We start from the raw sequence: 25,870 nt of genomic DNA, 5'->3' as shown, positions 1-25,870 counted from the left end.
GCTCACGGCGCTAACGCAACGGTGTTGTCGTCGACGAACTCACGACGAGCGGCTTCCTCTTGGCGCATCGCCAGATGCTGCGCCCGCTCGTGTCCCTCGGCGAAGGCGTCCACGGCCCGCTCGACGGCGCTCCGGGGCAGGCCGGGGCGCAATCGCTGGGCGGCGGAGAGGTGGGCCCGGACCAGGGTCCGCAGTCCGATGCCGGCCTCCGCGGCCCGCTCCCCGAGCGAACCCAGGGCTTCGCGCTCCTCCCGGGTGAGGCTGCGGCGGGTCGCGCACACACCCGCCAGGATCTCGGCGTACCCCTCCAGTTACTCCTCGGCCGGCTCCCTCTCCGTTACGGTCCCTCCCCGATTCCTGACGCGTCGCTGACGAGTTCTTGACGCGCGGGGACCAAGACTGGCACGCCGTCCGTCAGGGTTCGCGCCCGGCATCAAGATGACGTCAAAGACTGCCGGGCAGCGGCAATGCCTAGGGCCGTGGTCCTGCTTCAGGATGGCCCCACCGGAGGCAGGGGCGTGGGCCTGATGCTGGAAGACGGAAACCGCGACGGGACAGGGTGAGCGATGGGGCGGCCACGATGATCACATAGGCCGTCGCCGAGACGGGTAACCGGCCAAGGTGCAACGCCGCTTCCGTGTCGACGCGTCGAACGTCGACGGCGTGGAACCTGAGGGATCAGCTTCTGAACGGCGCCGTCAGGCGCTGCCCGCCGCGGGGGAGCGGACAAAAGAGGTTCCGGTGCCGACAAACGGGGGAAGTTGACGGCACCGGACCCACATCCACCAGGGTACAAGGAGCGGAACCGAGTAAGCGCCGGAAGTAACCAGCACCCGTACACGATGCTGCACAACCGGCTCGTCGCGCAGGCCAGGCGTGCCGGGGACCTCGACGAGGTCGGGATCGAGGCTTTGGGCTCCGGCGAGCCGAGTCTCACCGGCACCAGCCGCATCCGCACCGAGCGCACCTGCATGCTCCAGGACGTAGTCGCTGGCGGTGACCAGGTGCTGCCCCGGCTCTCGCGGCGCGACGGACCCGCGACACCTGCGCACACGTCCCACCGGACGGCATGCGTCGCGGTCCGACGGTGCAGCCGCGCCCGCGCACCGCCAGAACTAACGCAGGAAGAGGGGAACCAGCATGGCCAAGTCTGTGCACGCGGGGATCGGAGAGCACCCGATCCACTGCCTGATGTGCGACAACGACACGTTCCGCAAGCGGGAGGTCAAGCTGAACAGCACGGGGATGGAGCTCTTCGACCTGGCCTGGGCGAACGAGTCGGCGACCGGCCTGATCTGCCAGTCGTGCGGCTACGTCCACCTGTTCGTCAACCGTGACCTCCGGTTCAACCGGGCCCGTGGGTGATGTGGACGGACAACGGAATGACCTCAAGGGCACGAACGCGCTCGCTCGTGTTCCGCCAGGTGAGGAGCCCCCTGGTGAGACCCGTACTACTTCCGAAACTCAGTCACCAAGTCTCACCTGGTGGTTCACGCTGCGGCTTCGTACTCGTTGATCAGTCCACCGAGAACGGGTACCCGGCGGGTCCGCCCCGCCCGGACCGGGAACGGGATCACGTTCGGGTCATCGTCGGGGGCGCGCAGGCTCAGTCCGGCGCCTTGATGGCTGCGCCCGCCGTTGTAGTGAGCGACGTAGTGGTCAAGGACCGTGCGCAGGTGGCGCTCGCCGCCGATGAGCATCCGGTCGGTGCACTCGGCGCGGACGGTGCGCACGAACCGCTCGGCGATCGCGTTCATCCGCGGCGCTTGGGGAGCCGTGAGCAGCACGTCGATCCCGCTCGCGGCGAGTACGGCGTCGAAGGCCTCGGTGAACTTGGTGTCACGGTCCCGGATCAGACGACGGAACCGGTGCCGGGTCTGCTCGAGATCGGCAGTGAAGTCCCGGGCCAGTTGCGTGGCCCAGGCGCTGGTCGGGTACCGGGTCACGCCCAGCAGGTGGACCCGGCGGGTGCGGTGCTCGATGACGAACGCCACGTACAGCCGAGTCAGGAAGAGCGCGCAGTCCACGTGGAAGACGTCCATCCCTCTTCTTCGGAGGGAATCCCCGCCTTCAGGCGGGGAGGGAATCCGATCCTGAACCCTGCGGCGCGGAGCGCCGCGGTTTCGCTCCGGAGTGCTTCGCCCGCGGAGCCGCGCTCAGTCGGGCCGCTTCTGGTTCTCGATGTAGTCCTTGACCACGTGGAGGGGTGCGCTGGCGCATGACCCCGCGAAGTAGGAGCCGGACCAGAAGCGGCCGTGCATGATGGCCTGGTTGACGTGGCCGGTGAACTCCTCTCTTCGTAGCGTGTCAGTATCTCGTCGTTGAAGACGGTCCGCCGGTATCTGGTGACGAACACCAAATGCGCGTGCAGGTGGTGGGCGACGTGACGGCCGCGCCGTACGCCGGGGTTTGATTCCCAACGTGGTGACATGAACCAATGTTACGGTTAAGGTCGATTCGAGTCGGAGGGGGTGGGCTGAATGATCTGTGCGTACACGTTCCTCCTGCGACCCACCGCCCGGCAGGACCAGGCCCTTCGCGAGATGCTGCGCGATCACTGCTCGCTCTACAACGGCGCGTTGCAAGAGCGCCGCGACGCCTACCGGCACGCCTCGAAGACGACGGTCCGATACGGGCAGCAGTCCGCGCAGCTCAAGGAGATCCGGGCATGCGACCCGGAGCGTCAGGGCCGCTGGTCGTTCTCCAGCCAGCAGGCGACGCTGCGGCGTCTGGACAAGGCGTTCGCGGCGTTCTTCCGCCGTATCAAGGCCAAAGACAAGCCCGGATACCCGCGCTTTCGTGGACTTGGCCGGTTCGACACGGTGGAGTTCCCCAGGGACGGAGACGGCTGCCGCTGGGATGCCACCCCGCACGACCCGGTCACGCGGGTGCGCATCCAGGGTGTCGGGCACGTCAAGGTGCACCAGCACCGGCCGGTGGTCGGCCATGTCAAGACCGTCTCGGTCAAGCGTGAGGGCAAGCGCTGGTATGTGATCCTGACGGCCGAGCGGCCCCGGCCCGAGCCGCTGCCCGCGACCGGCAGCGTGGTCGGCATCGACCTGGGCATTGCCAACTTCCTCGCCGACTCGAACGGCGAGTTCGTGCCCAACCCGCGTCACGGGCGAAAGGCCGCAGCGAAGCTCGAAGCAGCTCAGCAGGCACTGAGCAGGTGCAAGCGCGGAAGCAAGCGCCGCCGCAAGGCGGTAGAGGCCGTGGCACGTCTGCACCGCAAGGTGCGGTGCCAGCGCCTCGACCACGCCCACAAGACCGCCCTCGGCCTCGTGCGGGAACACGACCTCATCGCGCACGAAGACCTCAAGATCCGCAACATGAGCCGGGCACCCGCCCCCAAGCCCGACCCCGACCAGCCGGGCAGCTTCCTGCCCAACGGGGCAGCGGCCAAGGCCGGGCTGAACCGCTCGATCGCCGATGCCGGCTGGGGGGTGTTCCTCGCGATCCTGAAGGCCAAGGCAGAATGCGCCGGGCGGGAAGTGATCGCCGTGGACCCCCGCAACACCTCCCGGCGATGCCCCGAATGCGGGCACACCGCCAAGGAGAACCGGCCCACACAGGAGAAGTTCCACTGCGTCTCGTGCGGCCACAGCGCGCACGCGGACACCGTCGGTGCTCTCAACGTTCTACGGGCCGGGCTGGTCCGTCGCGAAGCCCAACCGGCATAGCGAGAAGCCACCCCGTTCACGGGGTGGAGGAGTCACCGCCAGGATCGACTCGGCGTGGGCCTGAAGAAACGTGCGCCACCGGTCGTCGCGTGCGGTCGGCGGCGGGATCCGGCGGCCGCGCAGGATTCTTCGGATCGTGCCCGCTCCGAGGCGATGCCCCAGGCGGCGCAGCTCGCCCTGGATCCGGACCCCGCCCCAGGTCCGGTTCTCGGTGGCGAGGCGGACGATCAGCTGTACGAGTTCGTCGTCGAGCGGTGGACGTCCCGGTGACCGGGGCTGGGTCCACTTCTTGACGACCATGCTGCGGTGCCACCGCAGCAGCGTGATTGGGGTGACGATCCCAGGGTCATTGCATGATCGAGATCTGTCTGGGTTCGTCACGTGAGACCGAGGGCTCGTAGGGGCCGGTGGTAGTCGCGGCCGGTGTGGCGGAGGGCGGCGGCGATGTTGGTCTGGCCGTCCTGGCGGAAGACGCTGATGGCGAGGTTGCGCAGGGAGGCCATGGCGCGGGGCAGGGTGCCGGTGCGGACCTTGGAGTCGTCCTCGCGGAACGTGCGGTCCCGCACGTGGTGCAGGAGGTTCTCGATACCCCAGTGGCCTCTGATCCAGGTGGCGAGCTCGGTGCAGGTGGCGTCGAAGACGCTCAGGCTGGTGATCAGGTAGACGCGCTCGATGGTCAGCTTCCTGGTGCTCAAGTCGCGTCGCCACCGTACGACTTGGATCGCCTGGCGGGCGCCGGGGTAGTCGAGGTGGCTGAACGCGGCGACCTTGAGCCGGCGGATCTCGTCGCGGTGGTGGGCGTGGTCGCGAGCGCGGTGCCCGAGCGGGATGTCCCGCCAGGGCAGGTTCCTGACCTGGGCGTACAGGCCCGGATGGTTCTTCTTCACGACGGCCACGTAGTGCGCGCCGCGACTGGTCAGATAGGCCCCGTGGTCGTGCTGGGTGTGCAGGGCGTCGGCGGTCACCACCGTGTTCTCCAGCTCGAGACCGTCCAGCAACGGCGCGAAGGAGGGGATCTCGTTGCTCTTGGAAGCGACCTGCCGCTGGGCCAGGACCACGCCGTGGTGGTCCATCGCCGCCAGCAGCTGGATCGCCGCGGCCACCCGGGTTCGCGATCCGCGGACCACCTTGCCGTCGACCGCGATCACCCGTCGCACCGGCCGTTTCTCCGCCTCCGGCTCGACCGGGGGCGGCGTTCTGGCCTGCAGATACGCGCTGATCGCCGCGTCCAGCGCGTCACCGTCCACACGCTGCAGCAGGCGGCGCACGGTTGCGGCGTGCGGCACCGGCCGCAGACCGGTAAGTGGATCGGCAGCGAAGCCGAGGACGCCCAGCACATGTTGCGGGGCATCCGTGATCCACTCGCTGATCGCGATGAGCGAGCGAGCGCCGGTCAGCACCGCCGAGACGGCTGCGCACAGCAACGCGAGGGCCGGATATCGCAGTCCTCGCGCATCGCGGGGATCGGTAACCAGGATCAGGAATCGCCGCAGGTCAGCGACATCGCTTGAGGTGAGGGGATCAGTCGGGGAGCCCAGTTGCTCCAGTGCGGAAGGGATGGGCGATGATGTTCGGGCAGGCACGGTCTCGCTCGGTTCTCATGGGTCTCGACAACCACATGATCACCAGCACCGTGCCTGCTCTGCTCTCCCGGGCCCCTTGCCCCACAACGGACATGACGCCACGTCACTCACGAGACCGGCGAACCGGACCAATCCCAATCACGCAATGCCCCTGGTGACGATCCGGTGCAGCCGCAATGCTCTCGGTAGCATCCTGGACAACGCCGCCAACACAGCCCGGTCGGTCCATCCGAGCCGCGGCTTCGGGTTGGCACGCCGCAAGACCGCGACCTCTTGGCGCTGCTCGCCTGCTGGCCTTCCGGACGAGACTCGCCCTCGTCGGCGCCCTGCTGCCCCCGGTTCCGGCACCGACGGACCGAGTCGAAAGTACGTGCAATGTTCGATGAAAGTACGGGAGAAGTTGCTGTCGCCGTGGATTCGGGTGGGGCTCAGGTACGCGCGGACGCCATCGGCGTCTGCGCGAGGGGCTACAGCAGGTTCTCCTCGGCCCACACGTAGCCGAAGTGCCGGCGCCATGTGCACCAGCGCCCGGGGCAGCACCGCCTGGCGCTCCTTGCGCTGCAGCGTGGGCTTCCGGTTGTCAGCCGCGGCCGCGCATCCAGCCCGGCACAGGCAACAACGGGCGAACGACGGCCCGTTCCTCGTCCGACATGTCGGTCGGGTACTGGTGCTCACGCATCGGGCGGTCGGCGGCGTTCCCGAACTGGTGAGCCAGACAGTCACACTCCCGGGTGGCCGAGTTGGACTGCTCGGGCATCGACACGGAAGACTGCGGCATCAGGGCCTCCTGCTGCTCGGTGATTAGACACCAACGAGCTGTTCAGGAGGCCCTGCTCGTATGCGCCGAGCACCCCGCGACCACCCAATCGAGACTCCCGTTCGATCAACAAACCCCAAGATCAATACGAAAACAGCCACTTACACCGAACGATTGGCTCTGTCCCGTAATCGGTGGTAACGAAGGGTGACGGCCGTCGTTGTTCTGGTGTGAGTGATGTCAACGAGCTTGTGAGTGTGGTGTTTTCGGGGCTGGCAGCCCTCGTTATCGAGGGTGTACAGGACGAGGGTGAGGTCATCCGGGTGTCTGCGCGGTCCCGGGACGATCCGGTGCCGTGCCCGGCATGCGGGGCGCCGACGGCCAAGGTGCACGGCCTGCACGGCCGGACGCTCGTGGACGTGCCGGTGGACGGGCGGCGGGTCGTGGTGTCGGTGCGGGTTCGGCGTCTGGTCTGCCCGGTGCTGGGATGTCCGCGGCAGACCTTCCGTGAACAGGTGCCAGGCCTGGTGGAGCGCTACCAGCGCCGTACCCCACGCCTGGCCCGCCAACTCGGCTTCGTAGTCAAGGAGTTAGCTGGCCGGGCGGGTGCCCGCCTGTCCCGTTCCTGGGGCTGCGGCATCTCTCGTTCGACGGCTCTGCGCCTGCTCACGCGCCTGCGGACACCACCGCCACGTGTGCCGCGGGTGATCGGCGTCGACGACTTCGCCCTCAAGCGCCGGCACCGCTACGCCACCGTGATCATCGACGCCGAGACCGGCGAGCGGATCGACGTCCTGCCCGACCGCACCGCCCCGACCCTGGTCACCTGGCTGCGCGAGCATCCCGGGGTCGAGTACGTGTGCCGGGACGGCTCCGCCACCTACGCTGAGGCCATCCGCCAGGCTCTGCCCGAAGCGGTGCAGGTCAGCGACCGGTGGCACCTCTGGTCCAACCTGTGCGGCAAGGTCCTGGCCGAAGTCCGCTCCCACGCGGCCTGCCGGGCAACCGCCGTGAACCCCGCCCGGCCCGGAGGCGTACGCGAACAGACCACCCGCGAGCGGTGGCAGCGCGTCCACGACTTGCTCGGCCAAGGCGTCGGCCTGCTCGAATGCGCCCGCCGCCTCGATGTCGCCCTGAACACCGTCAAGCGGTACTCCCGCATGAAGGAGCCCACCGGGGACCGCCGCGCACCCCGCTACAAGCCCACGCTCGTCGACCCCTACCGCGACCACCTGCGCACCCGCCGCGCCGCGGACCCGGCCGTCCCCGTCCTCCAGCTCTTCCGGGAGATCAAGGAGTTGGGCTACACCGGCAGCCTCAACCTGCTCTACCGCTACATCACCCAGGGCCGCGCCGAGGGCGATAAGCCGGTCACCACCCCGCAGCGCTTCGCCCGTCTCCTGCTCACACGCCCGGAGAACCTGCGTGACAAGGACACCGCGCTACTGCGAGAACTCACCGGAACCTGCCCCGAAATGACCGAACTCGCCTCCCTCGCCGGCAAGTTCGCCCAGCTACTGGCCCCGGCGGAGGGCAACGACGCCAAACTCACCAACTGGATCACTACGGTTCGCACCGCTGACCTGCCCCACCTGCACTCCTTCGCGAACGGCCTCGAGCTCGACCGCGCCGCCGTCGACGCCGGCCTCACCCTCCCGTACCACAACGGCCGCACCGAGGGCGTCAACACACGAACCAAACGGATCATGAGGCAGATGCATGGCCGAGCCGGGTTCCCCCTGCTCCGCCACCGCATCCTCCTCCAGTGACCACTACACAGCGCTACCACCGATTACGGGACAGAGCCGAACGATTTACAGTCCCATCTCGTCCAGAGCGGGCCGCACGGCGGGGGTGAGCAGGGCGGTCAGCTGGGAGATGTCGTCGAGGGCTTCGAGGCCGAGGACTGCGCTCTCGATGGCGGCCTGGCGGCCCGGGGAGAACACGGAGTGAGTCAGGCTGCGGTATTTGTCGACGATCTCTGCGTTGGTCAGGAGGCGATCGCCGGTGCCGCGGGGGTGCCGGACGACCGCTTCGCACACCCCACCGTCTTTCAGGGTCAGACGCAACCGTGTAGTGAGCCTTTCATCGACCGGGAGTCGGTCGTACGCCTGTTCGTGGCGTGTTTCCGTGCGGTCGATCAGGTTCCACACGTCGTCACGGTTGATCCGCTCCTCGGCGAACTGGTCGATGAGCACGTCCCCGTCGATGAGCGCCACCGCCACCGTGTAGGCCACGTTCATCTGGGCGCCAATCGGCTCGAGCGGCCGGACCGCCCGCCATCCTCCGTGTCCATAGGCGGCTTCAGGCAGGTCGATCTCGATCCGTTCGACCTGGTCGGCCGTCAGCTTGTGCTCCGACCGCAGGTGAAGGGCAGCGTCGATGGCGGCGTGCAGCAGGCCCATGGCGGCGTACGCCTTCACCGCGATGCGCTCGGTCTCCCAGACCACGCCCAGGCCCGCGGTGATCTGTCCGGCGTCGGGCCTGTGCCCCTCTCCGAAGGTGGACAGGAAGCCGCCGTACTCCCGCTCGAAGACCCGCTTGATACCGACGTAGCCCGACGCCGCGAGCGCGGCCGCGGTCAGGCCGTTGCGCGCGGCGAAGCCGTGCTGCATCCGCTTGACCATCGACTCGAACTGCGCCGACATCAGGCCGCACGACTGGGTGGCGGCCATCCCGAGGGCGTCCTCGAATCCGGCGGCGTTCAGCCCATAGAGCGTCCCAGCAGACACCGCGGCGCTGTGGGTACCAAAGACCACACCTGAATGCCAGCCGCGGGAGATCATCTCCAGGCCCCCCAGGGCCATGCCCACCCGTGGCCCCGTCTCATAGCCGAGGATCGCGCCGAGCAGGAAGCGGGACCCTGACACTTCGCCGACGTGCGGGACCGCCGCGAGCATGGCCGGCACGACCAGCGCATTGCTGTGCAACGGGGCGAGCGGGTGGTAGTCGTCGAGTTCGAAGCCCTGGATGAAGCTGGAGTTGAGCATCGCCGCCGACGGCGCGCTGGTCGTGCGGGCTCCCCAACCGATCAGCATGGCGCTTCCGGCGTTGTCCAGCGCGGTGACCCCCTCGACGCCCTTGCGGGAGACAGGGAGCCTGGCTCCGACCAGGGCACAGGCGATACCGTCGAGCAGCAGGTGCTTGGCACGCTCGCGCACGGAAGGCGGCACCTCGCCCAGCGAGGTGCCGGCAAGCCAGGTGGTCAGCCGGCCGGTGGGACCCGTGGGGTCCGTGGGGTCGCCGCCGGCGTTGTCGGCCACCCGATCGGGCTTGGGTCCGGAGACACTCATGAGCTTTCTGCACTCCTGCCGTTTCCAGTATGGTCGTGAGTTCGTTGTCGCTGACGGCCGCTCATGGTGCCGCAGTGGAAGGCCCTCGAATCGTCAGCCCTGCGCCCCTGTCGCCTGATTCACTGAGATGCCCGAGTGGATCGCGAGGAATAGTCAAGACCTGTGGATCGGGGTGCCTGTCACGAATGCCACAGACCCCGTAGTTTCGGTCTGTGTGGGGCGTCATCCCTTGACGTTAGGAAGGCGCGGCCTCCGGGGGGATGACGCCCCGCCCGACTCACCAGGTCTTGCCGGCCTGCTCCCGGACCGTGCGGTTGATCCGGTTGAAGAAGTTGGTCATCGCGATCTCCAGGGTGATCGCGCCCAGCTGCTCCTCGCTGAAGTGGTCGGCGGCGGCGTCCCAGATCTCGTCGGTCACGCCCGCCGCGCCGTCCTGGAGCCGGGTGGCGGCCTCGGCCAGGGTGAAGGCCGCCCGCTCCTCATCGGTGTAGAAGGGCGTCTCGCGCCACGCGACCACGTTGTGCAGCCGCTCCTCTGTCTCAGCGGCCTTCTTCGCCGACTGGATCGTGGCGAAGACGCACGGGCTGCAGCCGTTGATCTGGCTGACACGCAGATGGACCAGCGACAGCAGGTGCTTGTCTACGCCCCCGGCGTGAATCGCCTTGTAGAGGTGCTGGATTGCTGTGATCACGTCGGGATTGGCCGGGCTCTTCACATGTGCTTCCATCGGTCTTAGGGCTCGCAGAGAATCAACATGCTGGTTTGATCTCTGATGGGGGTCGGCTGCCGTACTTGCCGAGGTGGGCGGCCACGTCTGCCGGGGTGCGGAACCTGGCGGTTGAAGGCGGGATCGCGTGGTCGCGCTCGGCCAGGAGGGGCCGTACTTCCTGGACTGCCCGCGTGAGGGTGCTCCCGGTGACGCCGAAGAGCTGGGCGAGCAGGTCGTGGGTACCAATCTTGCGAAGGCTGAGCACGGTGGCCAGGATGCGGTCTTCGTCGGAGAGCTTGTCCTTGGCGCCCGCACCGCGTGCTCGTTGGCGCTCACCGCCCCGGCGTTCGCGGCGAGTCTGCTCTCGTCGTCGTGCCAGTGCTGGGATCAACGCGCTGACCAGAACGTCCAGTTGTGGATCGGTCATGCCGGTCAGCTCCGGGTCACGGAGCGAGCCGGCGGCAACGTCATTCGGGAGCTCGGGCGACCGCGCTTCGGTCTCCATGCCCGCGCCCTGGCGTGGGGGCGGGCAGGCATCGCCATGGAGCGTGTAGTTCCAGTCGCCGTGGAAGCGGTGCCGGCTCATCGCCAGCGCGTCGACCTGGGCATCGCTGACCTTCACGCCGGTGTCGTAGCTGTCGGTGTCGAGGCGGGCCTCGACCGTCAGTCCGGTGCGGGTGGTGGTCGCCGCGATCGTCTCCACGATGACGTCATGGCTGCTCAGGGGCCTGCCGCGCCAGTTCATGGAGATGTGGGAGAACAGCCGGTGCTCGATCCGATTCCACTGTGCGTCCAGAAGCCTGGAGGTTGATCGTGTTAGGTGATTGATCGTCAGTCGTAAGCTCGTCGTCGCTTGCCGGTGCGAGTCCGGTCCGGGTAGCTGCCAGGAGGCCCGGTAGCAGGCTGGCGGCATCAGGGGGAAACGCCTGGTGTCGAAGCCCAGCGTCGAAAGCCCTGTGAGGGGAAGCAAACGGACGGTCCGTAGCATCAAGCGAAGCCTGCCGCGTCGTGAAGATCCCCGTGAGAGCGGGGGAAAGGGAGAGTCGAGCCCGGAGTGTCGGGGCGAAGGCCATGGAAGCGGTGAAGACCCTGGAAGGCAGCCGCGAAGAACTCCCCGGCGTAAGGGGCGCGGAACGTTCGGATAGTGACGGCGGGAACTGGAGAGGCCCTCTCCGCCCCGGTGACGTGCGGCTTGATGTCACCGGAAGCACCGTCTTCTATAACCGGTGACCCCGGGAAGTGAGGACGAGGCGGATGGGTGTCGGAGGCGGCCGTAGTACTGCTTGACCCGGACGGACAACATAACCGCCGGGGAGGGAAGGGCCGCTACTTCGTTGACGCGTGATGCTGAGTGGAGGGGCTCGATGAGTGCCGACGTGGCTAGTCCCATCGCCGGAGGACGTTCTCCCCTGGATCCGGTCCGTGCCTTGCAGCATGCGCTCTACCGGGCGGCCAAGGCCGATCCCGGACGACGGTTTCACGCGCTCATGGACAAGGTCTGGCGCACAGACGTCCTTGCGCGCGCGTGGGTGACGGTGCGCCAGAACGAGGGCGCGCCGGGGATCGACCAGGTCACCTTGCCCGATGTCGAGGAGTACGGGGTCGATCGGCTCCTCGGTGAGCTGGCCATGGAACTGCGGGAGGGCCGTTACCGGCCTCTCCCGGCGCGCCGGGTGTTCATTCCCAAGCCCGGCCAGCCGGGGGAGTCGAGGCCGCTTTCGATTCCCGCTGTCCGTGATCGGATCGTGCAGGCCGCGCTGAAGATTGTGCTGGAGCCGGTGTTCGAGGCGGATTTCCTTCCGTGCTCGTTCGGGTTCCGGCCCAGGCGGGGCGCGCATGATGCCCTCCAGGTGCTGATCGATGAGTCCTGGAGGGGCTGCGGGTGGCTGGTGGAGACGGATATCGCCAACTGTTTCGAGGCGATTCCGCACATCGAGTTGATCAAAGCGGTGGAGGAGAGGGTGTGTGACCAGTCCGTGCTTACGCTCCTGCGGGTGATCCTGCGCGCCGGGGTGTCGGAGAACGGGGTGGTGCGCAAAGCGGACAGGGGGGCTGCCCAGGGTGGGGTGGTTTCTCCGTTGCTCTGCAACGTCTATCTGCATCGGATCGATCGGGCCTGGGACGTGCGTAAGCACGGTGAGCTGGTCCGGTACGCCGACGATGCGGTGGTGATGTGTCGTTCCCGTGGGCAGGCCCGGGCCGCTCTTGAGCGGTTGACGGCTCTGCTGGCCGGCCTCGGCTTGGAGCCGAAGGCGGCCAAGACCCGGATTGTGCACCTGGCGGTGGGTGGGGAAGGCGTGGACTTCCTCGGTTTCCACCACCGGTTGGTGCTCGCGCCGGGACGGGGCGGCAGGGCGCCGTTTCCCTTCCTTGCCCGCTGGCCTGCGGACAAGGCCATGCGGCATGCCCGGGATCGGATTCGGGAGATCACCGACCGGTCCCGGCTGTTGCTGCCCGTTGAGGTGGTGGTGGCGGAGTTGAACCGGTTCCTGACCGGCTGGGCCGGGTACTTCAGGTTCGGCAACTCCGCCGATCGCTTCGCGGTGATCAGGGAGTTCACGCGGATGCGGATGGTGCTGTTCGTTGCGAAGAAGCACAAACGCTCCCGTGGCTTCGGGCGGTGGGTGGTGTCCTACGCCTCCCCGGACCATCTGGGCCTGGTCGGTCTTGCCGGGAACGTCGTCGCCCCCAGACCCTTTCGGGACTGGCGGGGGAAGCCGAATGCCGCCGGTGAACAGCGTCGGTGAGCCGGGTGCGGGAGAACCGCATGCCCGGATCGAGGTGGCGGGGGCTGGAAACGGAGCGAGGAAGCAGGTCACGGCCACTGGGGTGGCACAGCCGACCGGGAAACCGGCGGAAGAAAGGCCCCAGGTCCTACCGCCCGCTGAAGCAACCGCGCCAGTCCCCGACCCTACTCGATGTGCCCGGCGGTAGGTGACAGACTGTGATGTCCATGCCGGTCTCGGCGGCCAGGGCAGCGAGTTCACTCTTCCAGGCGCGGGTGCGGTAGCCGTTGGAACCGCCCGCGTCGGCGGTAATCAGCAGCCGTGTGGCGTGCGGGTAGTCGTGTCGGCCGCGGGCCTGCCACCAGCGGCGGATGGATTCCACCGCGAACGCGGCGGTGTCGTGGTCGGTGCCGACGCTGACCCAGCCGGTGTTCGCCGCGATGTCGTAGATCCCGTACGGGATCGCCTTGCCGGGCCCCTCCCGGTCCAGGAAGTCATGCGTCTTGACCTTGACCGGCTCGCCCCCCGGTTGCCACTCCCGCCCGGCGTTCTTGTACTGGCCGACCAGTTCCTTCTTCTTGCTGTCCACGCTGATCACCGGATCTCCGGAGCTGATGTGGTCCTTGGCCCGGTCGTTGATGTAGCGGAACTGGGCGTCCCGGTCCGGGTGCTGCTTGCCCTCGACGGTCTTGGAGTTGGCCTGCAGACTGAAGCCCGCCTCCCGCAGCAGGTCACCGACCGTGTCGGCACTGACCTTGTGTCCCTGAAGCGTCAGCTCGCCGGCCAGGTTCCGGGTCGACTTGGTCGTCCACCGCAGCGGCGACATCGGGTCCCCGCGCATGTCCGGCTCGACCAGGGCGAGAAGTGCGGGACGCAGTCCCGCGTCCAGGTCGGCGGCCTTCTTCCGTCCGCCGCCGGGCCGGCGGACCCGCCCCAGGGGCCCTTCGCCAGCCTCCAGCTCATAGACGCCCTTGCGGACCGTCGCCTCGCTGACCCCGGCTGCCCGGGCGACGGCCCGGATCCCGCCGTGTCCCAGGAGCCGGGCCTCGGCTCCCATCAGCAGACGCTGTTGCCGCTCGTCCAGATGCGGGAACAACACCCCGAACTTCGCACTCAGTTGATCTCGAATCTCCTGCGTTATGCCCATACCACATCAACGAGCCGCATCGCCGGAAGCAACACGTTGATTCTCTGCGAGCCCTTACGACGTGGTCGGCGATTGAGTGTCCTGGCCAGGGCCGTGACGTGATGGCGGCCGCGCGAGTTCTTCGAGTGTGACCAAGAAGTGGGCCCGCGCGGCCTTGTCCCATCCTGCTTTCTCCGGCCTGTCCGGTGCACATCTCGGCGGTTTGACCGAGGAGTTGTACGAATCCTGGACCGCGCGCCAGGAGTCCGCGCTGTACGAGCGGCGCGGTGGTGTCCGACGCCGTCAGGCCGGTGCCGGGCCGAAGCCGGAACTGGACTTCTGCGACCGCGTCATGCTCACCGTGGTTCACCTGCGCACCGGCCTGACGCACGCCGCGCTCGCCGAGATGTACGCCGTGGGCCGCTCCACGGTCTCCGACGCGATCGGGCAGATCCGGCCCCTGCTGGCCACCCGCGGCTTCTCCGTCCCCGAACGCCCCGGTCTGCGGTTGCGCACCCTGGCCGACGTCTTCGCCTACGCCGAGGCCGAGAACATCGACCTGCGCCTGGACGGCACCGAGGTCCAGGTCAGACGCCCCCGCCCGGGCAAGCCGGGCCGCAAGCAGTTCGTGTCGGGCAAGAAGAAGCAGAACACCTGCAAGACCACCACGATCTGCGACGGTTCCGGGCGGATGCTGTGGTCCGGGGCCGACAGGCCCGGCCGGATGCACGACCAGACCGCGATGCGCACCGAAGGCATCGCCGAGCAGCTCAGACTCCACCCCGAGGTCCACGTCGAAGCAGACAGCGGCTACCAGGGCCTGGCCAAGGAATTCCCCGGCCAGGTCACCGTCCCGCCGCCCAAGCCGGACAAGGACGCCCCGCAGGGCGAGCAACTCGCGCACCGCGAATACCGGCGCCGCCAGTCCTCCCGCCGGATCTGCGTCGAGCACGTCATCGGCGAGACGAAGAAGTGGAGGCCCCTCCAGCGTTACACCGGCCGCCGCGAGACCTACCCCGAGACCCACGCCGCGATCGCCTCCCTGGTTTCTGACCGGACCGCCCTGCGGCCTACCCGGCACCGGACGAGCACCGAACTCGTCCTCGTCCGCGACACCGTCTGCTGATCACCCACCAGCCGAGCCGCCAGGCCAGCACGCCCCGACCTCAATCGCCGACCACGTCGTTAGGGCTCGCAGAGAATCAACATGCTGGTTTGATCTCTGATGGGGGTCGGCTGCCGTACTTGCCGAGGTGGGCGGCCACGTCTGCCGGGGTGCGGAACCTGGCGGTTGAAGGCGGGATCGCGTGGTCGCGCTCGGCCAGGAGGGGCCGTACTTCCTGGACTGCCCGCGTGAGGGTGCTCCCGGTGACGCCGAAGAGCTGGGCGAGCAGGTCGTGGGTACCAATCTTGCGAAGGCTGAGCACGGTGGCCAGGATGCGGTCTTCGTCGGAGAGCTTGTCCTTGGCGCCCGCACCGCGTGCTCGTTGGCGCTCACCGCCCCGGCGTTCGCGGCGAGTCTGCTCTCGTCGTCGTGCCAGTGCTGGGATCAACGCGCTGACCAGAACGTCCAGTTGTGGATCGGTCATGCCGGTCAGCTCCGGGTCACGGAGCGAGCCGGCGGCAACGTCATTCGGGAGCTCGGGCGACCGCGCTTCGGTCTCCATGCCCGCGCCCTGGCGTGGGGGCGGGCAGGCATCGCCATGGAGCGTGTAGTTCCAGTCGCCGTGGAAGCGGTGCCGGCTCATCGCCAGCGCGTCGACCTGGGCATCGCTGACCTTCACGCCGGTGTCGTAGCTGTCGGTGTCGAGGCGGGCCTCGACCGTCAGTCCGGTGCGGGTGGTGGTCGCCGCGATCGTCTCCACGATGACGTCATGGCTGCTCAGGGGCCTGCCGCGCCAGTTCATGGAGATGTGGGAGAACAGCCGGTGCTCGATCCGATTCCACTTCGATGTGCCCGGCGGTAGGTGACAGACTGTGATGTCCATGCCGGTCTCGGCGGCCAGGGCAGCGAGTTCACTCTTCCAGGCGCGGGTGCGGTAGCCGTTGGAACCGCCCGCGTCGGCGGTAATCAGCAGCCGTGTGGCGTGCGGGTAATCGTGTCGGCCGCGGGCCTGCCACCAGCGGCGGATGGATTCCACCGCGAACGCGGCGGTGTCGTGGTCGGTGCCGACGCTGACCCAGCCGGTGTTCGCCGCGATGTCGTAGATCCCGTACGGGATCGCCTTGCCGGGCCCCTCCCGGTCCAGGAAGTCATGCGTCTTTACCTTGACCGGCTCGCCCCCCGGTTGCCACTCCCGCCCGGCGTTCTTGTACTGGCCGACCAGTTCCTTCTTCTTGCTGTCCACGCTGATCACCGGATCTCCGGAGCTGATGTGGTCCTTGGCCCGGTCGTTGATGTAGCGGAACTGGGCGTCCCGGTCCGGGTGCTGCTTGCCCTCGACGGTCTTGGAGTTGGCCTGCAGACTGAAGCCCGCCTCCCGCAGCAGGTCACCGACCGTGTCGGCACTGACCTTGTGTCCCTGAAGCGTCAGCTCGCCGGCCAGGTTCCGGGTCGACTTGGTCGTCCACCGCAGCGGCGACATCGGGTCCCCGCGCATGTCCGGCTCGACCAGGGCGAGAAGTGCGGGACGCAGTCCCGCGTCCAGGTCGGCGGCCTTCTTCCGTCCGCCGCCGGGCCGGCGGACCCGCCCCAGGGGCCCTTCGCCAGCCTCCAGCTCATAGACGCCCTTGCGGACCGTCGCCTCGCTGACCCCGGCTGCCCGGGCGACGGCCCGGATCCCGCCGTGTCCCAGGAGCCGGGCCTCGGCTCCCATCAGCAGACGCTGTTGCCGCTCGTCCAGATGCGGGAACAACACCCCGAACTTCGCACTCAGTTGATCTCGAATCTCCTGCGTTATGCCCATACCACATCAACGAGCCGCATCGCCGGAAGCAACACGTTGATTCTCTGCGAGCCCTTACTCCTTCATCGGTGGTTCATCGGTTACCTGCGCCCTTTCGGGCCCGTCACCACCCATGACGGAGCAGAGCCGAGGAAGGTAACAACATGTCCGACACCAGCCCGACGGACCCGATAGCCGAGAGGTTCGAGGCCCAGCGCGACCGGCTGCGCGCGGTCGCCCACCGCATGCTCGGGTCGCACGCCGACGCCGAGGACGTGGTCCAGGAGGCATGGCTGCGGCTCTCCCGCCAGGACACGGCGACCATCCACAACCTCGCCGGCTGGCTGACCACGGTGGTCGGCCGGATCAGCCTCGATGTCCTGCGATCGCGCCAGGCCCGCCCGGAGGCGTCCTACGACGACGGCCTATCCGAGCTCGTGGTGAGGCTCGACGACAACCCTGCTCCCGAGGACGACGCGGTGCTCGCCGACTCGGTCGGGCTTGCGCTCCTCGTTGTTCTGGAGTCGCTCGGGCCGAGCGAGCGGCTGGCGTTCGTGCTACACGACCTGTTCGCGGTGCCGTTCGACGAGATCGGCCAGATCCTCGGCAAGTCCACCGCCGCCACCAAGATGCTCGCCAGCCGCGCCCGCAGGAAGGTGCAGACGATTGAGCGACCGACCGGCGTCGGACGGGAGCAGCACGATGTGGTCCAGGTCTTCCTGGCAGCGGCTCGTCGCGGCGACTTCGCGGAGTTGCTGCGGGTACTCGACCCCGAGGTGAAACTGACCGTCGACACCCCGTCCGGCGTGGTCGTCACCCTCGGCGCCACCCAAGTCGCAGCCGGCGCGCAACTGTCCGCCAGCGCAGCCACGCAGGGGCGGACGGTACTCGTCAACGGCCTCCCGGGGATCATTTCCTGGCGCGAGGACGGCACCCCGCTCTCGGTCCTCGCGTTCACCGTCGTCGACGGCCGGATCACCGACATCACGGTCGTGATCGACCCGGCCAAGCTCGCGCTGATGGACCTGCCGGATCCTGCGTGAGTCCCTGGGGGCGCGGGTTTCGAGCTCTCCGATGATGTTGGCCCAGATTCCGATTGCCTGGCTCGGCATCTTTGCCTGCGCGTCCTTCATGGCGGTAAGGATCTCGGCATGCTTGTGCTGGAAAGCGAGCGACCATGACGCCGCCGCCAGCACGGTCGAGAGCTCCGTGAGGACGCGCTCGGGTGCGGGATGGTGTTGCAGTAGTTCGGCTGCGCAGTCCGCGCTGGCAGCGGTGTAGGCGTGAGCCTGGCCGTCCTCGTTGATGAACAGTACCTGCACCACGCCTTCCCGGTAGGCGTCCGGCCACCGTTCCGGGTGGTTCGCACACGCGCGGATACCTTCCACACGGACGTTGTTCGTCTCGTTCGCCGCTCGTTGTCCGACGGCAACACCCGGACGATGCTGCTCAGATTGCTCGAGCCCGGGGACGTTGGCTGCCTCCAGCCGAGCTTTAAGATCGCCCCCGTAGAAGACAGTGTCGCTCTGAAGATCAGACACCAGCTGTCGTCGGTCAGTGGATCTGGGCAGGAGTCGATTTCTTGACCTACGGTTTCGCAGGTTGACTCGTTGGGTTTGGGGTGGTGTCGTTCAGCCAATCTGTGCCCAGGGATGGGAGCTCAGTCCGTTGACGTGGGCTTTTCTGGTTGGCATGGCGGGCTGCGCAGGTTGGTTGGCCGTTGCGCAGATTCACCGGTCCCCGGTAATGCGGCAACCTGCTGGGTCGGGCGGTCGAGGAATGGTGCCACTCTCGGCCGGGCGGTCGCGGCGAGGAGACGCCCGGCGATTTGAACCGCGGCAGTTGTCCCCTCGAAGCCGATGCCACTGCCAGGCGCTTGCCTGCCGGTCATCTGCGGATGGGCGTGGTGAGTGGAACTCGCTATCGGGCTGTGGACCCGAGCCGTGGTGGGTTTCTTGGGGTCTCACCACGGCCGGTCGGCGGTGCGGCTGGCGAAGGTCGCCCGCCTGCCGGTCGTGGGTGCCGTGGCTCCCGGGAGGGCGGTGACACGGCGCCGTTCCGAGAGCTTCAGGGAGCTGGCGCCATACAGGGTCGGCCTGGGCGCTGCGGACTCATTCTCGGTGCCGGGTGGGGTGCCTGGGCGGTGACGCGCGAGCGGGCGGCGTGTTCGTCACCTGGTTGGCCCGCTGCCTGCTCGTCTGCTGGTGTCTGGTCGGTCATGGGGCGTGGTGAGTGGTGTCCGGTGCAGCACCGGAGCTCTGCCGGTCTTTGACCTCACCATCGACTCTGCTGCGCAATTCCGTGCGGGGGTGAGGGTGGGCGCGCGATGATCGTTCGTGTGGTCGTTGTCCTGTCGTGCGGCCGTGGGGGTGGTGTGGATGTCGATGCGGCCGAAGGGGCTGCCGGAAGTCCCGGAGCAGACCGTGCTGGTGGCGCGGGCGGCGTTCCCGCGGGGGAGCCTGGCGATGCGGGTGCGAGACCGGCTCGCGGAGGTCTTCGCGGACGAGCCGTTCGCGTCGGCGTTCGGGGTGCGTGGGGCTCCGGGTCTGTCTCCGGGGGTGTTGTGCCTGGTCACGGTGTTGCAGTTCGCGGAGGATCTGACCGATCGGCAGGCCGCGGCGATGGCGGTGCGGGCGATCGACTGGAAGTACGCGCTCGGGGCGGAGCTGACGGACACCGGCTTCGATGCCAGCGTGCTGAGCAGGTTCCGTTCCCGGCTGGTCGGCAACGGCATGGAACGGGTGATCTTCGATCGTCTCCTTGAGTACTGCCAGGAGGAGGGGCTGGTCGCGGCCGGGGGCAAGCAGCGGACCGATTCCACCCATGTGATCAGTGCGGTGCGGGACTTGAATCGCCTCGAGCTGGCCGGGGAGAGTGTGCGGGCGGCGTTGGAGGCCCTGGCTGTCGCGGCGCCGTCGTGGCTGGCCGGGCAGGTCGATGTCGCCGAGTTCGCTCACCGGTATGGGCCGCGGGTGGACGGTTGGCGCATGCCCGCCTCGCAGACGAAACGTGACCGGCTCGCGCAGGTCTTCGGCCAGGACGCGCTGGCGTTGTGCCGGGCGGCCTGGTCACCCGGCACACCCCCATGGATCCGTGAGATCGAGTCCGTACAGATCCTGCGGCAGATCCTCGTCCAGACCTACTGCCTGAGCACCGACACCAGGGGACGGGAGGTGATCAAGAAGCGGGCCGCCGACGACGAGGGTGTCCCGCCCGGTCATCGCCGCCTCGCCTCCCCCTACGACGCGAACGCACGCTGGGCGGCCAAGGGCGAGGATCTGTTCTGGATGGGCTACAAGGTCCACCTCACCGAGACCTGCGACACTCCCACCGAAGCCGAAGCCGAAGCCGAAGCCGGTGTTCGGGCGGCACCGAATCTGATCACGGACGTGTGCACCACCGATGCCACCGTGCCCGATGTGAAAGCGACCGCCCCGGTCCAACAACGCCTGGCCGAGCACGGCATCAGGCCCGCCGAGCACTACCTCGACTCCGGCTATCCATCCGCCGACCTCATCGCCGCCGCGCTGAAACAGGGCACCCATATGGTCACCCCGGTCCTGCTGGACCACTCCGCCCAGGCCAAGGCCGCTACCGGCTTCGACAAGAGCGCCTTCACCATCAACTGGAAGGCCCGCCAGGTCCGCTGCCCCGCCGGCAAGACCAGCGCGCACTGGAACCCCGTGAAACAGCACGGAACGGACGCGATCGTCATCACCTTCGGCGTCCGCACCTGCCGCCCCTGCCCCTTCCGGGACCAGTGCACCAGCTCCGCGAAAGGCCGCCGCATGCTCACCCTGCGCCCCAGAGAGCCAGAAGAAGCCCTCGCCCAGGCCCGCGCCGAGCAGAAAACGGAGAGCTGGAAGACCAAGTACGCCCTGCGAGCGGGCGTGGAAGGCACTATCAATCAAGCCCTCGACATCACCGGCATACGCCAGGCCCGCTACCGCGGGCTGCCGAAAGTCCGCCTCCAACACGCCTTCTCCGCCACCGCGCTCAACGTGATCAGACTCGACGCCTACTGGACCGGACACGACCAGCATCACACCCGCAGCAGCCGCCTCGAACGCCTCGCCTACCGACTCGCAGCCTGACCCAGGAATTGCGCAGCAGAGTCACCATCGAGCGGATGGTCCGCTACTCGCCATGACCGCTCGCGTTCCGGGCGTTGGCTGATGGGTGACCTATGGGTCGTCAGGCCCTGGTCACGCCTTGTGGTTTTCCCTACAGTCGCCCCTACACTCTGCCCTGCAGTGATCGCTGACGAGGTGACCGGTTGCTCTGCAGGTCAGCGCCCAGTTCGTGGCTTGCCCGCCGCTCCGACACCCCGTTTACCGGCTTGTGTATCGCCGGTGAAGGGGGCCATTGGGTCGCGGCGGCGCGGGCTGCGGGCAGTCGCACTGTCCGCAGCGGTGTCGGCCAGGGATGGGGGAGCGATGGGTAGCGGGTGCAGTGGCCGTACAACTCGACGGCCCGGGCGCGGGGTCTGGTGCTTTTGGCGCTGGGGGTGGTGAAGGTCGCGACGGCGAAGCAGTTGCGGCAGTTGGTGCTGCCGGGCACAGCCGACCTGTAGACGGTACGCAATGCGTGCAAGGACCTGCGCCACGCCGGGCTCATGGAGTCGGTCGGCCGCACGTCCAGTCCGGGGGGCGAACGGGCGGCCGGTACGGGAGATGGGCGGCACCGCGAGGGACGCGGCGAAGGCCGGCGCCCCGTATGCCCTGGCGGTGACGGACACGATCGACGCATTCCGCCAGTCGCCACCGCTGCCGACGAAGCCCGTCGCCCGCCGCACCGCACCCGAGCGGGTGCTCCCGGTTCGGCCGCAGGGGCTGGGTCATTTGCGGGGCTGGGAGACCGAAGTCGCCCTTCCGGTCGCGGGCACGTTCACGACACCGGCCAGGGGGAGCCTGCGCGCGGATGCGGTCCTGACCGCGCCGGAGGACCTGGTGCCGGTGTTGTTCGTGGAGGTCGACAACCACACTACGGCGACTGTTCTTGAGTTAGCTCGTCGTCGACGACTGTTCTTGAGTTGGCTCAAGGAGAGTTCACGACCCGTTCGACCCGTCCGATCGGTCAGCGGACGGGATCTCTGCATTTCCGGCCGATGCAATCAGTCAGCGGCGGACAGCCTGTGCCACCAGTGACCGCATCCGCCGAAGCAGGAGCGCTCGCGGCGCCGTGCGTCGGCGATCGTGAGCACCGCGATCAGCAGCCTGAACGCCTTGCGGCGTTCGTCGAGAGGGGTGAGACAGGCGATCTTCCCCAGTTGCTGGTCGATCCGGCCGCGTGTGATCAGCACTGCGGGCGTATGCGTCGGGCGCAGCCCGGCACGGCGGATGCTCTCCGGTGCGTCCTCGGCGACGGCGCGCGCCTGGACGCAGTGATGGCGCAGGAACAGCAGCACCTCGGACTGCTCTTCCGGGCCGAGGCCGTCGAACCACTCAATGCCCTCTGACATCGGGCGCAGCCCCTGGGCAAGTTCGTTGAGCAGGACATCGCGTTCGTTCATGACTGCCTCCCGTGGGACAGGCGGCGCTCGGCCGCGGTGATCAGGATGCCGAGGAGGACCGCGAGTTCGGCCGCACCCTCGGCGTCGTCGGCCCAGCGAGTGGCCTGCAGCGGGTGCATCTGGTCGAGGGAGACGCCTTCGCGGGCCAGGACGAAGGCCAGCGCCAGCAGGGCCGCGCGGGCGTTGCCGTCCTCGAAGGGGTGGAAGAACAGGACGTCGAGGTAGGTCCGGGCGGCACGCGAGGGGAGGGGCAGGTCCGGGCGGGTGCTCCCGGCGCCAACGGCGAGACCTCCACGCCACTCACAGCCGGGGCCCGGCCGCCCGCCCGACAACGCCGACAACCAGGACCACAAGTCGGTAGTTGCCCCCAAGGCGCTCCTCTCACCGCATCCGGTCAATGACAGCCCCAGCAGGCTGGACCAAGACCTTCACCGACCCCCGCCTCTGCGCGGCCGGCCCGTCCGCGCGGCGGCCCGGCCGGCTCCGCGGGCCCAGCGTGGCTGGGTGCGGCCCCGGCCGGGGCTGAGTTGGACTTCTGTCTCAGAGTCGGACCGGGCCGCCCGCACGATCCGATGGTCGCTCTTCGTCGTCTCCGTGCGGCAGGAGTTCGGCGATGATCTCGGTGCCGAGTGCGTACGCCGGCACGCCCGCGGTGATGAGCGCGGTCTCGGCGACGCCGATGAGGTCGGCGATGCCAGCTCCGGCGTGGAGTGCGCCCTGGGCGTGGATCCGGGCGGGGTGTGCCCGGCCAAGGGACAGCAGCTGCCCGAAGTGGACGAGCTGCTGCACCCGCGCTCCCAGCGGATTGTCGGTCAGCACGATGTGGCGCAGTGCCGCGATCGCCTCTTCGGTCGGCAGTCGGCCGAACTCCTGGGCCAGGCGCAGCCTTTCCTGCACCGCGCCGGGAACGGTTCCGAGGGTGGAGCGGTAACGGTCGCGTATGGCCTCCGTACGGGAGGCGAGGGTGTCGTCCGTCATGACCTGGCCCGCGCGATCGCGGCGCGCACGGCCTCCTGGGCGCCCGGGGGGAAGTCCACGGCCCCGCCGATCGCCGCGGCGGCGATCTCGGCTTCGGCGCTCTCCTCGATCGCCACCACGAGGTGGGCGGTGGCCGCCGAATCCGGGCCGAACACCAAGAGGCCGTGGTTGGCCAGCAGGACCGCGGCCGTCGTCGGGCACCGTTCCAGCACGTCGGCGATACCGCGCACCGACACGTCCGATCCGCGAGGTCCCCAGGGGACCACGGGGACGTCCTCAGCCTGTCCGAAGCGCAGCATCGGCTCGGTGCGGCAGGGCAGCGGCCGGTGGGCCACGGCGAAGGCGGTCGCGGACGGCGAGTGGGTGTGGATGATCGCGCCCACGTGGGGGCGGGCCTTGTACACGGCGCTGTGCATGGCGATGATCTCGGCGCTGACGGACTGCAGCTCGCCTTCCAGGACCTGCCCGTCGAAACCGACGGTCGCCAGTTGTTCGGGCCGCAGGCCGCGGACGAACCCCGGCGTCAGCAGAAGGCGCTCACCGTCAAGCCTGGCGCTCAGGTTGGCGTGCCCGGAGTGGGACATCACCCCGGCTGCGAAGAGCTTCTCCGCGGCTACCACCAGCTGGTCGGCCCGCTCTTTCCGTACGTACGTGTCGCTCATAGCGGTATCTCCAAGTTTGCTGCCAGCGGCCGCTCGTTCGCCGCTGTCCACGTGCCGACGACTCTTCAACTTGAACTAAGGTTTAAGTCAAATGCCGGGATCGACGAGGAGCAGGAGGAGCGGAACGTGCGCATGCCGATCGGCCGACTCGCCGAGATCACCGGAGTGCCCGCTTCGGCCATCCGGTACTGGGAGCGCCACGCCCTGCTGCCCGCGCCCGAGCGTGAGAGCGGCCAGCGGCGCTATCCGCCGGAGGCCGCCGAGCGGATCACGGTACTGCGCAAGTGCCAGCAGGCCGGGCTGACCCTGGTCGAGATCAGCGAGTTCCAGCTGGAGCAGCCACGCAGAAAGGCGATGATCCGCGCCAAGATCACCGAGATTGAGCAGCGCTTGGTCGATCTCGACCACGCCCATCAGCTCCTGACCCATGCCCTCAAATGCAGCGAAGAGGACATCGTCAGATGCCCGAAGTTCCGAGAGCAGATGGCGGCGTGGCAGACGCCGGATCCGGCGCCGTGAACTGTTTGAGGGGGACTGGCTGGTTGCGAAGTACAGGTTTCGTGGCAACGCCAGTCGAGCCCAGACGCCGCCTCGTGGCGCAACCGCCAGGCGCCGACCCCTGTCAGTAGCTGTATCTCAACCGATCATGGAACGTGCGGGTCGAACAGGTTTCCCGCCGGGGTGATCTTCCCGTCAAATCGCCCCGCAGTTCGACCACACCCGCCGCCCACCGGATCCACCATCGCGCCCGCGCCGAAGCCGCACGCCGTGCTGTCCTCGCTCGCGCCGAAGCGCAACAGTGCCCGCCTGTACGGCAGCAAGAGCACACCCCGCAGGCGGCACCACAGCAACCGCTGAGCTCGCGGTCCGCTACGAGGCCACTGTCTTCGTAGCGGCCATCAACGAGTGGCTGTGACCAGCACCGTCAGGAAAGGCGGACGGAGGGCCAGTGGAGTTGCGGCTGCGTCGGCAGGTGGCCAAGGACGCCGAACGGCGCGGCTAATCGGCTAACGCTCGTAGCGGGCGTGCCCTATGTGCCACACGTAGGAGGCTGCGACGGCTTCCATGGCGCGAGCGTGATCCGCGAGTGCGCTCTTGCTGTTGACGGCGAGTTCGGTGATTCGAAGGCGTGCGGTGGAGGCTTGGTCTTCACACATGCGGGAGGCCAGGCGGAACGCCCCTTCGAGGTCGCACTCGCGCTGTCGGATCAGCAGTGTTGGCAGGCTCAGAGGGGCCGGGCCACCGCGATGTGTCTCCTTCGCGTACGAGGCAAGGTCGTTGATCCACCCGGCAAGGTCGGCAATGGCCTTCTCCAGTTCACGAACCGCTGCCGAGGCTCGCTGGTCCTCGGTAAGTTCGTACCTGAGCGCGACTTCCGCGGTCGCCATCACGGTCCGGACGAAGACTGTGTGTGGGCGCATCGCGCAATAGTCGCTCAGGGTGACCTGGTCGGGCCTGTCGAGGTGATGGGCCTCCCAGAGGATGCCGAAGAGGTTGTCCCGCAGGTGCGCGGTGAGCCGTACGTACTGCGTGGGCGTGGCCCGTTCCCGGAACCGGCCGAGGAGGTCCTGTAGCGCGGCGGTGTAGACGCTGGCCTCGCCTGGCGGCTCGTCGTGACCGGCGAGGAGGTGGACACATTGACTGATGCGGCGGACCAGGCGGGCGGTGTCACGGGCCCCTTCGGCCTCGCCGTGTGCGTCGTCGAACGCGGTGAGCCACAGGAAGAGATCAGCGCAGAGGAAAACGCCGTCCCGGTCGGCCGTTGGCAGTACGCGAGCTACCCCCTGGGCTGTGATGTTGCAGAGGGTCTTTTGCTCGCTCGGTGAGCGGACAAGGGGGAAGTTGTGGAGCCAGTGGGCGGTCTGCCGCTCGATGGCTTCGGCATGCGGGCTGGTTGCGAAGGGGCCGGGAAAAGAACCTTGGAGGTCTGGCATCGGCAGGGGGTCAATGGGCCAGGGG

Annotated in this window: 22 protein-coding genes and 4 pseudogenes; 10 read left to right on the top strand and 16 right to left on the bottom strand. The window is 68.2% G+C overall.

All coding sequences use genetic code 11. The features are described from left to right. Positions 1-26 precede the first annotated feature (26 nt). Positions 27-311, bottom strand: a pseudogene (locus tag OG395_RS08295) (PucR family transcriptional regulator); the annotation flags it as partial. Positions 312-1,140: 829 nt separating this feature from the next. Here OG395_RS08295 and OG395_RS08290 point away from each other — a divergent pair. Beyond that, complete coding sequence (locus tag OG395_RS08290; protein ID WP_327242301.1) at positions 1,141-1,365, top strand: zinc ribbon domain-containing protein; 225 nt, start codon at positions 1,141-1,143, stop codon at positions 1,363-1,365. 125 nt (positions 1,366-1,490) lie between these two features. Here the strand turns inward: OG395_RS08290 and OG395_RS08285 are convergent, their stop codons facing one another. Next, positions 1,491-2,042, bottom strand: coding sequence for an integrase core domain-containing protein (locus OG395_RS08285; RefSeq protein WP_327242300.1), 552 nt, complete (start codon positions 2,040-2,042; stop codon positions 1,491-1,493). Positions 2,043-2,156: 114 nt separating this feature from the next. After that, positions 2,157-2,431 (bottom strand): annotated as a pseudogene (locus OG395_RS08280) (transposase). A gap of 49 nt (positions 2,432-2,480) precedes the next feature. Between OG395_RS08280 and OG395_RS08275 the strand changes: the two are divergent. Continuing rightward, complete coding sequence (locus OG395_RS08275; RefSeq protein WP_327242299.1) at positions 2,481-3,680, top strand: RNA-guided endonuclease InsQ/TnpB family protein; 1,200 nt, start codon at positions 2,481-2,483, stop codon at positions 3,678-3,680. Here the strand turns inward: OG395_RS08275 and OG395_RS08270 are convergent. The 3 genes from OG395_RS08270 to OG395_RS08260 form a co-directional block, all read right to left on the bottom strand. Beyond that, positions 3,639-3,980, bottom strand: coding sequence for a helix-turn-helix domain-containing protein (locus OG395_RS08270; protein WP_327242298.1), 342 nt, complete (start codon positions 3,978-3,980; stop codon positions 3,639-3,641). The genes OG395_RS08275 and OG395_RS08270 overlap by 42 nt on opposite strands. A 77-nt stretch (positions 3,981-4,057) precedes the next feature. Next, positions 4,058-5,263, bottom strand: coding sequence for an ISAs1 family transposase (locus OG395_RS08265; RefSeq protein WP_442818529.1), 1,206 nt, complete (start codon positions 5,261-5,263; stop codon positions 4,058-4,060). Between the two features lie 580 nt (positions 5,264-5,843). Beyond that, on the bottom strand, positions 5,844-6,041 hold the full coding sequence (locus OG395_RS08260; protein WP_327242296.1) for a hypothetical protein: 198 nt from the start codon (positions 6,039-6,041) through the stop codon (positions 5,844-5,846). 209 nt (positions 6,042-6,250) lie between these two features. Between OG395_RS08260 and OG395_RS08255 the strand changes: the two genes are divergently transcribed. Next, on the top strand, positions 6,251-7,789 hold the full coding sequence (locus OG395_RS08255; protein WP_442818528.1) for an ISL3 family transposase: 1,539 nt from the start codon (positions 6,251-6,253) through the stop codon (positions 7,787-7,789). 45 nt (positions 7,790-7,834) lie between these two features. On the opposite strand, the gene OG395_RS08250 is transcribed toward OG395_RS08255, so the two are convergent. The 3 genes and pseudogenes from OG395_RS08250 to OG395_RS08240 all read right to left on the bottom strand — a co-directional run. After that, positions 7,835-9,313 (bottom strand): MmgE/PrpD family protein, encoded by a 1,479-nt coding sequence (locus OG395_RS08250; protein ID WP_327242295.1) that lies wholly within the window; start codon positions 9,311-9,313, stop codon positions 7,835-7,837. 277 nt (positions 9,314-9,590) lie between these two features. Then, entirely contained in the window at positions 9,591-10,040 is a 450-nt protein-coding gene (locus OG395_RS08245; protein WP_327242294.1) for a carboxymuconolactone decarboxylase family protein, read from the bottom strand. A gap of 22 nt (positions 10,041-10,062) precedes the next feature. After that, positions 10,063-10,857 (bottom strand): annotated as a pseudogene (locus OG395_RS08240) (ISAzo13-like element transposase-related protein); the annotation flags it as partial. A gap of 541 nt (positions 10,858-11,398) precedes the next feature. Between OG395_RS08240 and ltrA the strand changes: the two are divergent. Beyond that, on the top strand, positions 11,399-12,769 hold the full coding sequence (gene ltrA, locus OG395_RS08235) for a group II intron reverse transcriptase/maturase (RefSeq protein ID WP_327242293.1): 1,371 nt from the start codon (positions 11,399-11,401) through the stop codon (positions 12,767-12,769). 169 nt (positions 12,770-12,938) lie between these two features. On the opposite strand, the pseudogene OG395_RS08230 reads toward ltrA, so the two are convergent. Beyond that, positions 12,939-13,895: pseudogene (locus OG395_RS08230) on the bottom strand (ISAzo13 family transposase); the annotation flags it as partial. Positions 13,896-14,097: 202 nt separating this feature from the next. Here OG395_RS08230 and OG395_RS08225 point away from each other — a divergent pair. Next, positions 14,098-15,000, top strand: a complete 903-nt coding sequence (locus OG395_RS08225) for a transposase family protein (RefSeq protein ID WP_327242292.1) — start codon at positions 14,098-14,100, stop codon at positions 14,998-15,000. 76 nt (positions 15,001-15,076) lie between these two features. Here OG395_RS08225 and OG395_RS08220 read toward each other — a convergent pair whose 3' ends face one another. Next, positions 15,077-16,780, bottom strand: coding sequence for an ISAzo13 family transposase (locus OG395_RS08220; RefSeq protein ID WP_327242291.1), 1,704 nt, complete (start codon positions 16,778-16,780; stop codon positions 15,077-15,079). 143 nt (positions 16,781-16,923) lie between these two features. On the opposite strand from OG395_RS08220, the gene OG395_RS08215 reads away from it, so the two are divergent. The 4 genes from OG395_RS08215 to OG395_RS08200 all read left to right on the top strand — a co-directional run bounded on the left by OG395_RS08215 (position 16,924) and on the right by OG395_RS08200 (position 21,906). Beyond that, positions 16,924-17,802, top strand: a complete 879-nt coding sequence (locus tag OG395_RS08215; RefSeq protein ID WP_327242290.1) for a sigma-70 family RNA polymerase sigma factor — start codon at positions 16,924-16,926, stop codon at positions 17,800-17,802. Positions 17,803-19,137: 1,335 nt separating this feature from the next. Next, positions 19,138-20,853, top strand: a complete 1,716-nt coding sequence (locus OG395_RS08210; RefSeq protein WP_327242289.1) for an IS1182 family transposase — start codon at positions 19,138-19,140, stop codon at positions 20,851-20,853. A gap of 353 nt (positions 20,854-21,206) precedes the next feature. Next, complete coding sequence (locus OG395_RS08205) at positions 21,207-21,332, top strand: hypothetical protein (RefSeq protein ID WP_327242288.1); 126 nt, start codon at positions 21,207-21,209, stop codon at positions 21,330-21,332. 154 nt (positions 21,333-21,486) lie between these two features. Then, a complete protein-coding gene (locus OG395_RS08200; protein ID WP_327242287.1) occupies positions 21,487-21,906 on the top strand; it encodes a hypothetical protein in 420 nt (139 codons plus the stop codon). On the opposite strand, the gene OG395_RS08195 is transcribed toward OG395_RS08200, so the two are convergent. From OG395_RS08195 to OG395_RS08180, 4 genes are all read right to left on the bottom strand, one after another. Then, positions 21,873-22,271 carry a DUF5958 family protein gene (locus OG395_RS08195; protein ID WP_327242286.1) on the bottom strand — a complete coding sequence of 133 codons (399 nt, stop codon included), beginning with the start codon at positions 22,269-22,271 and terminating at the stop codon, positions 21,873-21,875. The two genes, OG395_RS08200 and OG395_RS08195, sit on opposite strands and share 34 nt — an antisense overlap. Then, positions 22,268-22,642 carry a Fic family protein gene (locus OG395_RS08190; protein ID WP_327242285.1) on the bottom strand — a complete coding sequence of 125 codons (375 nt, stop codon included), beginning with the start codon at positions 22,640-22,642 and terminating at the stop codon, positions 22,268-22,270. The genes OG395_RS08195 and OG395_RS08190 overlap by 4 nt, the downstream gene beginning before the upstream one ends. 169 nt (positions 22,643-22,811) lie before the next feature. Continuing rightward, on the bottom strand, positions 22,812-23,249 hold the full coding sequence (locus OG395_RS08185) for a carboxymuconolactone decarboxylase family protein (RefSeq protein ID WP_327242284.1): 438 nt from the start codon (positions 23,247-23,249) through the stop codon (positions 22,812-22,814). Beyond that, the gene (locus tag OG395_RS08180; RefSeq protein WP_327242283.1) at positions 23,246-23,911 is read right to left on the bottom strand and encodes a class II aldolase/adducin family protein; all 666 of its coding nucleotides are present in this window, start codon (positions 23,909-23,911) and stop codon (positions 23,246-23,248) included. Before OG395_RS08180 ends, OG395_RS08185 begins: the two co-directional genes overlap by 4 nt. Before the next feature lie 51 nt (positions 23,912-23,962). Between OG395_RS08180 and OG395_RS08175 the strand changes: the two genes are divergently transcribed. Continuing rightward, positions 23,963-24,430, top strand: a complete 468-nt coding sequence (locus OG395_RS08175) for a MerR family transcriptional regulator (protein WP_327242282.1) — start codon at positions 23,963-23,965, stop codon at positions 24,428-24,430. A 488-nt stretch (positions 24,431-24,918) separates the two neighbouring features. Here the strand turns inward: OG395_RS08175 and OG395_RS08170 are convergent, their stop codons facing one another. Continuing rightward, a complete protein-coding gene (locus OG395_RS08170) occupies positions 24,919-25,845 on the bottom strand; it encodes a terpene synthase family protein (RefSeq protein WP_327242281.1) in 927 nt (308 codons plus the stop codon). Positions 25,846-25,870: the final 25 nt, after the last annotated feature.

The sequence above is a fragment of the Streptomyces sp. NBC_01320 genome (assembly GCF_035974375.1).
Taxonomy (GTDB): Bacteria; Actinomycetota; Actinomycetes; order Streptomycetales; family Streptomycetaceae; genus Streptomyces; species Streptomyces yanii.
The sequence above is the reverse complement of the archived record's forward strand: the minus strand, read 5'-3'. Positions and strand labels throughout refer to the sequence as shown.